The organism is Pseudomonas sp. JR33AA (assembly GCF_021378985.1).
Lineage (GTDB): Bacteria > Pseudomonadota > Gammaproteobacteria > Pseudomonadales > Pseudomonadaceae > Aquipseudomonas > Aquipseudomonas alloputida.
In genome coordinates this window covers 1-12,968 of record NZ_JAJSAW010000026.1, presented here as the reverse complement: position 1 = coordinate 12,968, position 12,968 = coordinate 1, and the positions used below count along the sequence as shown (strand labels likewise).

Genomic DNA, 12,968 nt, shown 5'->3' with positions numbered 1-12,968 from the left:
CCCACCTGCATCTATATGCCACACCGCCCCTTGTGTAGGAGCGGGTTCACCCGCGAATGCGGCAGTGCAGCACCATCGCATCCGCGGTCAAACCCGCGCCTACAGGGCATGGGGGCGCCTGCTAGTGCAGCTTCAGGCGCGGCTCTGTGCCCCGGCCAATCTTGCTGCCCAGCATCATCAACGCCGTGCGGAAGAACCCGTACAGCGCCATCTGGTGCATGCGGTACAGCGACACGTAGAACATCCGCGCCAGCCAGCCTTCCAGCTTCACGCTGCCCATCAGGTTACCCATCAGGTTGCCCACCGCCGAGAAGCGCGACAGCGACACCAGCGAGCCATAGTCCTTGTACTCGTAAGTCGGCAGGGCCTTGTTCTCCAGGCGCGCCTTCAGGCTTTGCGCCAGCATCGAAGCCTGCTGGTGCGCCGCCTGTGCGCGCGGCGGCACGTTACGGTCGCTGCCAGGTTGCGGGCAGGCGGCGCAGTCACCGAAGGCGAAGATGTTGTCGTCGCGGGTGGTTTGCAGGGTAGGGCGCACGACCAGCTGGTTGATGCGGTTGGTTTCCAGGCCATCAATGTCCTTGAGAAAACCTGGCGCACGGATACCGGCTGCCCACACTTTCAGGCTGGCCTGGATCACTTCACCGTCCTTGGTTTTCAGGCCGTCCTCGGTCACTTCACTGACTGCGGCGTTGGTCATCACCTTCACCCCGAGTTTTTCCAGGGTTTTGTGAACCGGTACGCTGATGCGCTCCGGCAGCGCCGGCAGCACGCGCGGGCCCGCCTCGATAAGGGTGATGTGCATGTCCTTGGGCTGGATGCGGTCCAGGCCATAGGCCGCTAGCTCGTGGGCCGCGTGGTGCAGCTCGGCCGCCAGCTCTACACCGGTGGCACCGGCGCCGACAATGGCTACGCTGATTTTCTCGCTGGCCACGTCGCCGGCGTGGGCACGCAGGTAGTGGTTCAGCAGTTGCTGGTGGAAACGCTCGGCTTGCTTGCGGGTATCCAGGAACAGGCAGTGTTGCGCTGCGCCCAGGGTGCCGAAGTCGTTGGTGTTGGAGCCCACGGCGATCACCAGGGTGTCGTAGCCCAGGGTGCGCGCAGGCAGCAGCTCGCGGCCCTCTTCGTCGAGGGTGGCAGCCAGTTGGATCTGCTTGCCTTCACGGTCCAGGCCGCTCATGCGCCCCAGCTGGAAATTGAAGTGGTTCCACTTGGCCTGGGCCACGTAGTTCAGCTCGTCTTCCGAGGAGTTCAGCGAGCCGGCAGCCACTTCGTGCAGCAGTGGCTTCCAGATGTGCGTGAGGTTGGTGTCGACCAGGGTGATTTCGGCCTGCTTGCGCTTGCCCAGGCTTTTACCCAGGCGGGTCGCCAGTTCCAGGCCGCCGGCGCCGCCGCCGACAATCACGATGCGATGAGTCATGGGGATATCTCATAAGGTTTACGGAATGCGTGGCCCTGGGGGCCGGCCGCAAACTGCACGAGGGGAGGGCGAGCGCGAAGCAGCTCATAGCACCAGTCCACTCAGCAGGCGGCTGATGAGACCCAACCCGATGGTCACGGCCAGCACCAGCACAAGGAGCAGCCACGGCCGGAAGGGCCTGCGCTCGACTTGGTGCTGGGGGGCTCGCAGATACTCATCGACACGACGCTGATCTTCCGGGTTCAGGCGGCTGGTCATGGTGGGCCTCGTCAGGTAGACGTATGTGACTGTGCAAACGCTACAGCGTTCGCGCAGGCGCTTGAAACAAATGATAATGCTTTCTATCCCTGGCGCCGAGTGTACGCCATCGCAAACAGTCGCTGCACTGGATCAAAGACTGATGCCGACGTCGAAGACGATGCTGCGGCCCAGGTTGCTGCGCAGGAAATCCGGCGCATCGGGGTGGGCAAACAGTACCCGGGCAAAGGTTGGCCCGACCAGCGACAGCGAGCGCCAGCCTTGGCGCAGGTATTCGGTAGGCGGCGGGAAGTGGGTGTTGAGGTCGAGCACTTCGCGCTTGAGGCTGGAGAACGCGATGATGTCCAGCTCGTTCAGCTCCAGCCCGCGTTCCCGGTAATTGTGCGCCTTCTTGCGCAAGGTGGGCGCCAGGCGCCCCAGCAGTTCGGTGGCACTGATGCGCCGCGGGCGTGCTTCGCGGCGTACCAGCTGCGCCAGGGAAAACGCACTGCGCCGCCGCTGCAGCTCTTCGCGCCATTCATCGTTCAGCCGGCGGCCCTCATCGAGCACGAAAAACACCTCGAAGGCGGCGTCGCGGAACAGCACGTCGGGTGGTTCCTGCCCCGCCGGGGTGAAGTCCTCGCTGCGGTAGGGAATGTTCAGCCCCTGCAACAGGCGCTGGCACACCCAACGCTCCCGCTCCCACTTCCGGGCGTTGGAGAGAAAGGCATTGGCTTGTTCGGCCTGGATAGTAAGCAGGCGCAGGTAGTCTGAGTCATCCATGCAGACAAGCTTAGCCGCTAATCGATGACGGTAAGATGCTGTTTAAGCGTGAGAATCACCCCAGCACCGGCCACTGCTGCACCAGCCCCACCAGATGCACCACACCAAAGCCCAGGCAGATCAGCGAACTGACCACGATAAAACGCTGCGAACGCCCAGTGCCTGCCAGCAATACTGGCCCCAGCAGGCCGCGTAGCAAATACACCAGGGTGATCAGGCAGAGGGCTGGCAGCAGCAACGGCAGCCGCCCGATCGCCCCGGCAGCCGACAGTGCATAGGCAGACCAGGCCAGCAACACGCAGGCGATGGCGGCGGTGATCAGCGCCGGGTAAAAGCGGCCCTTTTCGGCGGCCACCGCCATGCGCTCACCGGCCCCGAACAAACGGTACCAACGCGGCCCCACGGCGATGATGACCAGGTGAAGTACGCCAATGATGGCGTTGAGTGCCGCTGCCAGCAGCAGAGCGGGGTTGGTTCCTTCCAGCATGACCAATGCTTCCTGCATCGAATGGAAGCGTCAGCCTACCGCAGCCGAAGGAAAGGGAGAATGGGTGTAGACTCGGTCTTATCCACATGGCTGCAAAGGGTATTGTTCAGGTGATCAGCGCGCAGGTGTTATCCGGCACCACCCTTACCCTTGGCTGGCTGGGTTATGTGCCGTTGCTGGTCTGGGCGGTCAGCCGGGTTCGCTGGGTGGAACTGTTTACCGACCGGCGCCGCCAGCATTTGCTGTTTGGCACGGTGTTCTGCCTGTTCGCGCTGTGGCTGGTGAGGCGCGATTTTGATACCGGGGTGTCATACCACTTTATTGGCATGACGGCGGTCACCCTGTTGCTGGACTGGCCGCTGGCGGTGCTGGGTGGGTTCATGGCCCAGCTCGGCTTGCTGGCACTGGGGCGTCAGGACCTGGCGGCGCTGGGGTTGAATGGTTTGTTGCTGGTTGGCTTGCCGGTGCTGATTACCGAGGTGTGCGCGATAGTGGTCGAGCGCGCCCAGCCGCGAAACCTGTTCGTTTATATCTTCTGTTCGGGGTTCTTCCCGGCAGCGCTGACCGTACTGGTTTGCGTGCCTGCGGCGTTGGGGTTGTTGTGGCTCGACGGGCGTTTTGCCCTGCCGGAGTGGCTCAGCGACTTTGTTGGCTACCTGTGGCTGATGATGTTCCCCGAGGCGTTCATCAACGGCATGGTGATCAGTGCGCTGGTGGTGTTTTGCCCGGAGTGGCTGGAAACCTTCAACCGCACACGGTATCTGCAGGCGCCCTGGAAGGACGATGAGCGTTGAATCTGTGGTGGCTGTGCCATCATATCTAAAACCTGACGCGGTCTCTGTGGGAGCAGCCCTTTCGCGACACAAGGCCGCTCCCACAGGCCGGCACAGCCGCCTTGCAATCAGCTCAATGCCGCGGCTCCAGGTCCCCCGAATACAGCTCATCTTCGGACTCTTGCGACCCCGCAATCTTGTGCTCCTCGGCTGCCCAGGCGCCCAGGTCGATCAGCTTGCAACGGTCCGAACAAAACGGCCGGAATGCGTTTTTTTCGTTCCATTCCACAGGGGCGCCACAGGTCGGGCAATCGACGGTCAATGGCTGGCTCATGGCTGGCCTCCTTTCAATGTCAGGTAAAAATGGTGCAGGCGGTCAATCTGCTCATGCAGCGCGGCCAGGTCACGGTCGTTGACCACCACATCATCGGCATGGCGCAGGCGTTCCTCACGGGCCAGTTGGGCCTGAAGAATCGCCTGCACCTGCTCGGCGCTGGTGTTGTCCCGCGTCAGGGTACGTGCCATTTGCAGGTCCTGCGGGGCATCGATCACCAGCACACGCTGGGTCTTGTGGTGTTGGCCCGATTCGATCAGCAGCGGCGACACATATACCGCATACGGCGACTGCGCCTTGGCCAGATAGCTGAAAATCTCCTGACCGATCAGCGGGTGCAGCAGTTGTTCCAGCCATTTGCGTTGCGCCGGGTCGGCGAAAATCAGCTGGCGCAGGGCCGCGCGATCGAGCTGGCCGTCGCCCTGCAGCACGCCCGGGCCGAAGCGCTCGACGATGCTGGCCAGGGCTGGGCGACCAGGTTCGACAACCCAGCGCGCCGCCTGGTCGGCATCGACCAGGTGCACGCCAAGCTCGACAAAGCGCTCGGCAGCGGCGCTTTTGCCGCTACCAATGCCGCCGGTCAGGCCGAGAATCCAGGGGGTAAAGGCCGCAGTGGTCATCAGTATCCAAGCAGTTGCATGTATGAGGCGTATATTTCATCACCCCAGAGCACGGCAATCCACCCCGCAATTGCCAGATAAGGGCCAAACGGGATTGCCGTGCCCATGGCATGCCGGCGAAAACGCAGCAGGCACAGGCCAACCAGCGCCCCCACCACCGACGACAGCAGCAGCGTCAACGGCAGCACCTGCCAACCCCCCCACGCCCCGATCAGCGCCATGAGCTTGAAATCGCCATAGCCCATGCCTTCCTTGCCGGTGACCAGTCTGAACACCCAGTACACCGTCCACAGGCTGAGGTACCCGGCCACTGCGCCCCACAGTGCGTCGGCCAGGGGCACATGGACGCCAAAGGCATTGACGATCAGCCCTAGCCACATGGTCGGCAGCACCAGCACATCCGGCAGCAGCTGGTGGTCTGCATCGATCAGGCTCAGCGCCAGCAGGCACCAGGTTAGTGGCAACGCCAGCAACGCCTCTACCGAAGCGCCAAAGCGCCAGGCCACTACCAGCGACAGCAGCGCGCTGGCCACTTCCACTACCGGGTAACGCAGGCTGATGCGGTTTTTGCAGGACGAGCAGCGCCCGCCCAAGGCCAGGTAGCTGATGACCGGAATGTTTTCCCACGCACGAATCCGGTGGGCGCAGTGCGGGCACCGGGAGGCGGGCAGGCACAGGTCGAAACGCGCGTGCTGCGTGGCCGGCAGCCCCAATACCTCTTGCGCCTCACGCTGCCACTGCCGCTCCAGCATGATCGGCAGACGATACACCAGCACGTTGATAAAGCTGCCCACCAGCAGGCCGAGCACCGCGGAAAAAGTCAGGAAATACGATGGCTGTTCAGCCAGCAAAGCCCATAAAGTCATGTTCAGATCAAACTACCCAACTGGAAGATCGGCAGGTACATCGCCACCACCAGGCCACCCACCAGCAAGCCCAGGATCAGCACGATGGCCGGCTCCAGCAGGCTGGTCAACTGGTCCAGCGCCTGGCTGACCTGTTCCTCGTAATGGCTGGCGGCTTTTTCCAGCATCTGGTCCAGCGTGCCGCTGGATTCACCGATGGCCGTCAACTGCACCAGCAAGGGGGGGAACAGCGGTTCACCGGCCATCGCCTGGTTCAGCCCTTGCCCATTGGCCATGCCTTGGCGCAGCCGCAACACCGCCTGCTCGTGCAGGGTGCCACCCGTTACCCGGGCCACCGTACCCAGCGCATCCAGCAACGGCACCCCGGCGCCGTAGGACGTGGCCAGGCTGCGCGCAAACCGCGCCAGTGCGGCCTGCCCCAGCAGCTTGCCAAACACGGGCAAGCCCAGCACCCGCCAAGATATCCACAGGCGCGCTGGCGCATGCTGTCGATAAAGCTGGCGCACGGCCAAACCCAGCACCACTCCCATCACCAGCAACAGCGGCGCAAACCGGCTCAGCCCTATGGACAAGTCGATCACCCACTGGGTAAATGCCGGCAACGCCGCGCCCATGCCCGAGAACATGCTCTCGAATTTCGGAATGACCTCCAGCAACAAGATCGCCGACACCCCCAGCCCGGTCAACAACAGCAGCAGCGGGTAGATCATCGCCTTGCGCACCTTCTTGTGCAGCACTCGACGCTGTTCCAGCATGCCCGCCAGTTGCTCCAGCTGCCGGTCGAGCGTACCGGACTGCTCGCCCACCCGTACCAGGTTGCAATACAGCGCATCGAACCATGCCGGGTGACGCTGCAACGCATCCGCCAACCCCAGGCCCGAGGCCACATCCTGTTTCAATCTTTCCAGCAACGCCGCCTGCGCCGCATCGCAACCACTGCGCTCCATCACCTCGAACGCCTGCAGCAGCGGCACGCCGGCCTTGAGCAACGTCGCCAACTGCCGGCTGAACCCCGCCGGGTCAGCCTTCTGGCGCCGCTTGGGCCAGCTGAACGCCAGCCCGCTGGCCGGCCGCAAACTGGCTACCGTGATGCCCTGGCGGATCAGCCCGGCGCGCACATAAGCCGGGCTGCGCCCGGGTGTTTGGCCGCTGACCGGCGTGCCGTTGGCGTCGGTGCCGTGCCAGCGGTAGAGAAGTGAAGATGAAGTCATGCAAAGGTCCTTGTTCAGCCCCGGCGACAAGCCTGGAAACAGCTTGCCGCGTCCATGCAAGGGCACGCGTCCGTGATGCTCACTAGAGTAGTTCAGCGAAGATGACGCCCGTGCGGGCAGGGGTGACAAAAGGTGTCTGTTCAGGCCTACTGCGCCGCTGCCGGTTGGGGCGCAACTGACCTCAATGTGTAAGCGAATCAAAAAGGAACTACGTTCATGAAAGGGCAACGCGGTATCACCCTGATCGAACTGATGATCGTTGTCGCGATCATCGGCATTCTGGCGACCATCGCCTTACCGATGTACACCAACCACCAGGCGCGCTCCAAGGCCGCGGCCGGGTTGCTGGAGATCAGCGCCCTGAAGACGGCGATGGATCTGCGGCTGAATGACGGAAAGGATGTAGCGGACGTAGCCGCGCTGGGTGGCCAGCCGGCGACCGCGCATTGTGCGATCACGGCCAGCGGCAAGGCCGCAGATGGCAGCGGTAGCGTTGTGTGCACCCTGGTGGATGCGCCGGCCAACGTGCTGGGCAAGGCCCTGACCCTGACGCGTTCGGCCAGCGGCTGGGCGTGCACGACCGACATCGACGAAGACCTGGCGCCCAAAGGGTGCAAGGGGGCTTGAGGGCAGGGCAATAAACCAGCGGAAACAGGGGTTTGCGTTACGGGTGTGAGCAGTGGTACGTTGCGCTACACGCCGGTGTAGCTCAGTCGGTAGAGCAGCGCACTCGTAACGCGAAGGTCGCAGGTTCGATTCCTGTCTCCGGCACCACATCCAGCTCCACTGCATTCCACTGAATGCTTTGGAAGCCCTCTAAACCGGCCTTCTGGCCGGTTTTTTATTTCCACGACCCTCCGTCGGGAACCAACAAAATCCCCAATAACCGGGGGTATTTTTGGGGTACAGCGTCTTTCCTGAATGGAGAACGTACACCAATGCCACGCCTAGCCACTCCGCTCAGCGACCTCAAATGCCGCACGGCCAAAGCGCGTGATCGCGCCTACAAACTGTTCGACGGCGGGGGTATGTACCTGTACGTCGCGCCCAGTGGCTCGAAGACTTGGCGGCTGCGGTATTTCAAACCCAACGGCAAGGAAGGCACGCTGATCATCGGCAAGTACCCCGTCGTTTCGTTGGCCGTCGCGAGGACCAAGCGCGATGAGGCCAAGGCTCTGTTGCTCGACAACCTTGATCCGATGGAGGAAAAGCAGAAGGCCAAGATCGCAGCCCAGCGAGCTAGCCTTCTCTTTGAAACCGTTGCTCTGGAGTGGCACGTCGAAATGTCCCGGCGCTGGACCGAGAGCCATGCCAAGACGGTGCTGAGCAGGTTGCGCACCCATGTGTTTCCCCTGATTGGCCAGCGGCCTATCGCTGAACTCGACACCCATGATCTCCTTGAGGTCACTCAGCGGATCAAGGATCGCGGCACCATGGATGTAGCGCTGCGTGTGCAGAACTATCTATCCACGATCATGCGGGGTGCGAAGCGGGCGCGGCAGATTACTCAGAATCCGGCGCTCGATCTGGCTGGCTCGATTCAAGCGCCGCGCACCGTGCACCGTCCTGCACTCTCGCTGAACCGCCTTCCTGAATTGTTGGATCGAATCGACAACTACACCGGTCGCGAGCTGACTCGGCTCGCAGTGCTGCTGACGCTGCATGTGTTCGTGCGCTCCAGCGAACTGCGCTTCGCCCGGTGGGATGAATTCGACCTGCAACGGGCGATGTGGGAGATCCCCGATACCCGCAAGCCGATTGAAGGCGTCCGCTATTCCACGCGCGGGACCAAGATGAGTGGGGACATTCAGATAGTGCCGCTGTCGCCTCAAGTCATCGAGATCCTTGAACGGCTGCGTAGCTTGAATCGCTTCTCTGAACTGGTGTTGCCCGGTGATCACAGGTACTGGAAGCCCTTGTCAGAAAACACGGTTAACCAGGTGCTGCGCAATATGGGGTACGACACCACCAAGGATGTGTGCGGGCATGGTTTCAGGACCATGGCTTGTAGTGCTTTACTCGAATCTGGGCTGTGGACGGACGCGGCGATTGAGCGGCAGATGAGTCATCAGGAGCGGAACCGCGTGCGTGCCGCATACATCCACAAGGCCCAGTTTCTGGAGCAACGTCGGTTGATCATGGCGTGGTGGAGTAACTACATTGATGCCAACAGATCGGGCCATGTTACCCCGCATGAGTTCGCCCATCCGGCTGGCGACAACGTCACCGCCTTGCCAAATGGTCATGGCGCATTCAATCGCGGGTGAGCCTGCAAGATTGGCGCTGGCTGCTTTTTCAGGCGGGTCCATCCAAACAGGGCTGCAAAGCCGCCCTGTTTGGATGGACCTTATTTTGAAGAGCTAAAAGCCACGAGTTTGTCCGGCGTTTACCACGGAATTCCACCGGTGGATAACCGCTTTTCACGTCCCAAGCAGCGGTGAGTTCCGACCCTTGACCGGGTTTATCCACAGGCGTAGAACTGGCCGTGCAAGCGCTGTCGATGACAGCACCCCAGGTGGCCCGAACCTTCAAGGCCATGCCGCTCTCGCGGTGGTTCTACCCAAGGGCGATTAGCATTCGGTAGCTCGCCCGGTCACTACCCATGTGATGAATGCTCTTACACATATAGCGCTCGTGCGCCAGATACTCCGTACCTCGCTGCCCTGCAGCAATCTATCCGCTTGGCCGAATCTTGCGCCAACCTGTGCCCGTCTCTTTCTCTGGAAAGAGACGGGCACTTCTAACACTGCTGCAGCCCTGATCGCACATGGCTTTGCGGCAATCCCCCTCGTGACAATCGGCGTGACAAACGCCGATGTCACCAGCAACAGCCATGCAGATGATGGTGCCGCAGACCAAGGAGTGGACTGCACCTGACTGACAGTCAGGCATGCCCCGGTCATCGCATTGCTGCTTGCACATGGCTCAGGATCTTCAGGTGCTGGTCTCGTCAGCCAGTGCTGCCTCCACCCGCCCACCGGTAACGGTGTTCAGGAGGCCAGATCATGAGATGCCCTTGCTCCCGGTTGTAAGGAGCCGCCAGTCCCGCGTAGTGGACATTCCCCACAGGTCGCAGGGGCCTTAATCCCTGATAACACTCAGCATTCTTGGCGGGATGACGTGGGGCGAGGATCGGAGAACGGTAGATGAGGTGACTGACATGGCATTGGTAGGTAGGCGGGATGGACGCAATTTCGGCTACGGCAGGCAATTAAGCTACGCAGGGCCGCAGGCGCTGAAAGACATGTTCGGCGGTGGCCACTACGGTACGGTCAAGACGCACTGTGATCGATGGCAGGCATTCGTCAAATGGTGCCGTTCCGAACAGGGGCCTGGTATCAATGATGCGCGGCAGATTGATCGAAAGGTGTTGACCGACTACGCGGCGTATCTGCGCGCCATGGTTAGGTGCGGTGATCTCGCCGTCAGCACCGCACAAAACCGGCTATCCAGCGTTAACAGGACCATGGCGGCGCTTCGCGGTGATCAGTACGTGAAGTTGCCAAGTCCGAGCAAGGCGTTGGGTATGCAGCGCACCGGGGTTCGCCAGTCTGTGCCGCAGGGCCAGGACCGCGAACAGGTGAAGCAGATCGTCGATGCGCTTTGCAGCCAAAATCTGCTCCGGGCCGCCGCGATCGTTCTGTTGGCGCGAGCCACCGGCATGCGCTTGCGTGAAGCCATCTTGGCTGACCTGCCACGGCTAAGTCGGGAGGCTGAAGCCTTCGACAAGATCAATATCCAAGACGGCACCAAAGGCGGCCGCGCCGGCGCCTCAGCGCCACGTTGGATCGCAGTGAACGACCATGTTCGATGTGCATTTGAGTTTGCACTATGGGTGTCGCCTGCCGGTAGTCGCAACCTGATTGCGCCACACGAAAGCTACTTTGACGTTCTGCAGAACGTCGTTCGCCCGGCACGGGACACCCTGCATGCACAGAACCTCAAATGCTTCCATGAGCTACGAACGGCGTACGCATGTGAGCGCTACGAGCAGATCACCCAACACCCCGCACCAATCAGCGGCGGCCAATGTTGCCAGGTAGATAGGCACCTAGATCGTGAGGCCAGAAGGCAAATCAGCTACGAGCTGGGGCATGGTCGGATCGATGTGGTCGCGGCCTATATTGGAGGACGGTCATGAGCAAGCCATTCGATATGGAGTTGTTCTTGGCTGGCATACTGACCGGGTCGCACGCGACTCGCCAACGCCATATACACCAGGCGGAACTCATCCAAGCAGAAATCTCAGAGCGTTGGCATCGACTGACGCCTTGGGCTTGGCAGAAAAAACATGTGGATTGGTTTCTTGAGCATCGCCTAAACCGACGCAGCGAGGCGACGCGTTATTACTATCTGCTGACCGTGCGGCTGCTCGCCCGTCGTTTACAAAAAGCATGGGTGTTCAACCTCTGAGCGAGGTGCTGCTATTGATAGGTACGACTGGCAGCAATCGACCCAAAGCTGCCCTTCACCACTGACAGCTAACGGCAAATAGCTGACTTTGCGGGGCGGTTGCTGCTGGCTGGGCGCAAGTAGTAAAAGTTGCTCTCTTTCTGACCCCACCTAGACATGCTGGTGTCGAATTGCCATCCTGTGGGGGCAGAAAGAGAGATGCGTAGGACTATGCCAAGGAGGAGTCAGGGTGTCGATCATTCAGGAAATTCACGCATGGTCCAAGGGGCTGCCTGCTTGGCAGCAAGATGCGATCGCTCGGCTCTATCAAGATCGTACGCTTAGTGCGGCCGATCTGGATGATCTCTACGCATTGGCTAAGGCCGACGTGGGGATCGCTGATCCAGATGACCGGAAGCCCAGGGTGCTCGAGGATGCTCAGATAGCTCCGCCGGCCGATCCAACCCGAGTTGTTCAGCTAGCAGCGATTAAGGATCTCCAGAATGTTAACGCCCTAGCGAACGGTGGCAGCGTTCCGATTGCAGTGTCAGGTCTGACGGTCATTTACGGGGAGAATGGAGCTGGGAAGTCCGGCTACTCCAGAGTATTCAAGCATGCATGCCGTGCGAGAGATCGTCGTGAGCCCATACTGCCTAACGCAAACTTGGATCCCAAGATTGCCGGCGTTGCCCAAGCGGTTTTCGAGGCTGTAATCGACGGCACGGCTACTGACCTTGCTTGGCGGTATGGAATAGCGGCGCCTGAACCGCTTTCTGACATTTCCATCTTCGACACCCATTGCGCCCGTGCTTACATTGATAACCACGGCGATTTCGCTTACGCCCCATACGGACTGGATATCTTGGAGGGGTTAGTAGGCGCGTGTAACAAGCTCAAATTGCGTGCAACGCAAGAAAAGACAGCGAATGCTCCAAGTGACGCCGCGTACGCCGTACTTGCGAAAGAGCAGACCGCGGTAGCCACTACGCTACTGGGTATCCCTACTAGGACTAATCCCGAGCATATCGAAGCTTTAGCCATGCTCAGCCAGGCGGACAAGGATCGGCTGCTCTTATTGACACAAACCCTAGCTGAAGCTGATCCGAAGCAAAAAGCCCAAACGCTGCGTCAGAAGGCGACGCGCTTCTCAGGGTTGAATGATCGAATCGCAGCAGCAATTGCGTTGATCAACGATGAAAAGATCACCCAACTCAGAGAGCTAATTAAGAAGTCGAAAGCGGCCAAAGCCGCAGCGGAACTGGCTGCCACGGAGTTCAAGCAGACGCCAGGTCAGCTTGTTGGCACAGGTGGCGATGAGTGGAAGGCTTTGTTTGAGGCGGCTCGAATTTTCGCCGGGCTTAGTCATCCGGATCATGAGTTCCCGGCGATTCCAGAAGACGCCGCATGCCCCCTTTGCCAGAACCGACTTGGGGAAGAAGGTGCCTCGCGACTAGTTAAGTTTGACGCCTTCATTAAGCATGCTGCCGAAAAGACTGCGAAAGACGCCCGTGAAACTGCCGCCACTGCCTACAGGGCGATTCAGAGCGCCGCCTTGGATGTAATGTTCCGCGATGCTTTGGTTGAGGAGCTTGCGGAAATTGATCCTGAGCTCTCTGCGGCGTGTTCATCAATGCAGGAGTGTCTGCACTCCCGTCAGAAATCAATACTGCAAGCCGCTGCGGCTGAGATCCAGTGGGAGGAGGTCCTGAAGTTGCAGGCCGATCCGCAACTAGGCTTAAAGCACATTATTGAAGGCCTACAAGGCCAAGCCGCTGCGCTGGAGGCAACGGCCGATGAGAAAGTCCGGGCTGAAATGGCGACGGAGAAGCGAGAGCTTGATGCACGAGT

The 12,968-nt window shown here is 60.7% G+C and carries 14 protein-coding genes and 1 tRNA gene; 7 read left to right on the top strand and 8 right to left on the bottom strand.

Annotated elements, in window-relative coordinates:
* Window positions 1-121: 121 nt before the first annotated feature.
* The 4 genes from LVS58_RS23955 to LVS58_RS23940 all read right to left on the bottom strand — a co-directional run bounded on the left by LVS58_RS23955 (window position 122) and on the right by LVS58_RS23940 (window position 2,924).
* The gene (locus tag LVS58_RS23955; protein WP_003247549.1) at window positions 122-1,417 is read right to left on the bottom strand and encodes an NAD(P)/FAD-dependent oxidoreductase; all 1,296 of its coding nucleotides are present in this window, start codon (window positions 1,415-1,417) and stop codon (window positions 122-124) included.
* Window positions 1,418-1,501: 84 nt separating this feature from the next.
* Complete coding sequence (locus tag LVS58_RS23950; RefSeq protein ID WP_008091951.1) at window positions 1,502-1,675, bottom strand: DUF3094 domain-containing protein; 174 nt, start codon at window positions 1,673-1,675, stop codon at window positions 1,502-1,504.
* Window positions 1,676-1,807: 132 nt separating this feature from the next.
* Window positions 1,808-2,437: a DUF1780 domain-containing protein gene (locus LVS58_RS23945; protein WP_201207926.1), complete on the bottom strand. Its 630-nt coding sequence runs from the start codon at window positions 2,435-2,437 to the stop codon at window positions 1,808-1,810.
* A 55-nt stretch (window positions 2,438-2,492) separates the two neighbouring features.
* The gene (locus LVS58_RS23940; protein WP_233693099.1) at window positions 2,493-2,924 is read right to left on the bottom strand and encodes a hypothetical protein; all 432 of its coding nucleotides are present in this window, start codon (window positions 2,922-2,924) and stop codon (window positions 2,493-2,495) included.
* 86 nt (window positions 2,925-3,010) lie between these two features.
* Between LVS58_RS23940 and LVS58_RS23935 the strand changes: the two genes are divergently transcribed.
* Window positions 3,011-3,718, top strand: a complete 708-nt coding sequence (locus LVS58_RS23935; RefSeq protein WP_233693098.1) for an energy-coupling factor ABC transporter permease — start codon at window positions 3,011-3,013, stop codon at window positions 3,716-3,718.
* Between the two features lie 112 nt (window positions 3,719-3,830).
* Here LVS58_RS23935 and yacG read toward each other — a convergent pair whose 3' ends face one another.
* From yacG to LVS58_RS23915, 4 genes are read right to left on the bottom strand one after another with little or no spacing between them, the layout of a single operon-like run.
* A complete protein-coding gene (gene yacG / locus LVS58_RS23930) occupies window positions 3,831-4,031 on the bottom strand; it encodes a DNA gyrase inhibitor YacG (RefSeq protein WP_233693097.1) in 201 nt (66 codons plus the stop codon).
* Window positions 4,028-4,651: a dephospho-CoA kinase gene (gene coaE, locus LVS58_RS23925; RefSeq protein WP_233693096.1), complete on the bottom strand. Its 624-nt coding sequence runs from the start codon at window positions 4,649-4,651 to the stop codon at window positions 4,028-4,030. The genes yacG and coaE overlap by 4 nt, the downstream gene beginning before the upstream one ends.
* Complete coding sequence (locus tag LVS58_RS23920) at window positions 4,651-5,517, bottom strand: prepilin peptidase (RefSeq protein WP_233693095.1); 867 nt, start codon at window positions 5,515-5,517, stop codon at window positions 4,651-4,653. Before LVS58_RS23920 ends, coaE begins: the two co-directional genes overlap by 1 nt.
* A 2-nt stretch (window positions 5,518-5,519) precedes the next feature.
* On the bottom strand, window positions 5,520-6,728 hold the full coding sequence (locus LVS58_RS23915; RefSeq protein WP_233693094.1) for a type II secretion system F family protein: 1,209 nt from the start codon (window positions 6,726-6,728) through the stop codon (window positions 5,520-5,522).
* A 216-nt stretch (window positions 6,729-6,944) separates the two neighbouring features.
* Between LVS58_RS23915 and LVS58_RS23910 the strand changes: the two genes are divergently transcribed.
* The 6 genes from LVS58_RS23910 to LVS58_RS23885 all read left to right on the top strand — a co-directional run.
* Entirely contained in the window at window positions 6,945-7,355 is a 411-nt protein-coding gene (locus LVS58_RS23910) for a pilin (RefSeq protein WP_233693093.1), read from the top strand.
* A gap of 71 nt (window positions 7,356-7,426) precedes the next feature.
* Window positions 7,427-7,502: transfer RNA gene (locus LVS58_RS23905), tRNA-Thr, on the top strand.
* Window positions 7,503-7,666: 164 nt separating this feature from the next.
* A complete protein-coding gene (locus LVS58_RS23900; protein WP_233693092.1) occupies window positions 7,667-8,995 on the top strand; it encodes a tyrosine-type recombinase/integrase in 1,329 nt (442 codons plus the stop codon).
* Between the two features lie 893 nt (window positions 8,996-9,888).
* Complete coding sequence (locus LVS58_RS23895; RefSeq protein ID WP_085722878.1) at window positions 9,889-10,869, top strand: integrase domain-containing protein; 981 nt, start codon at window positions 9,889-9,891, stop codon at window positions 10,867-10,869.
* Window positions 10,866-11,141 (top strand): hypothetical protein, encoded by a 276-nt coding sequence (locus LVS58_RS23890; protein ID WP_085722874.1) that lies wholly within the window; start codon window positions 10,866-10,868, stop codon window positions 11,139-11,141. Before LVS58_RS23895 ends, LVS58_RS23890 begins: the two co-directional genes overlap by 4 nt.
* A gap of 229 nt (window positions 11,142-11,370) precedes the next feature.
* A partial coding sequence (locus LVS58_RS23885; RefSeq protein ID WP_442796509.1) for an AAA family ATPase occupies window positions 11,371-12,968 on the top strand: 1,598 nt, incomplete at its 3' end.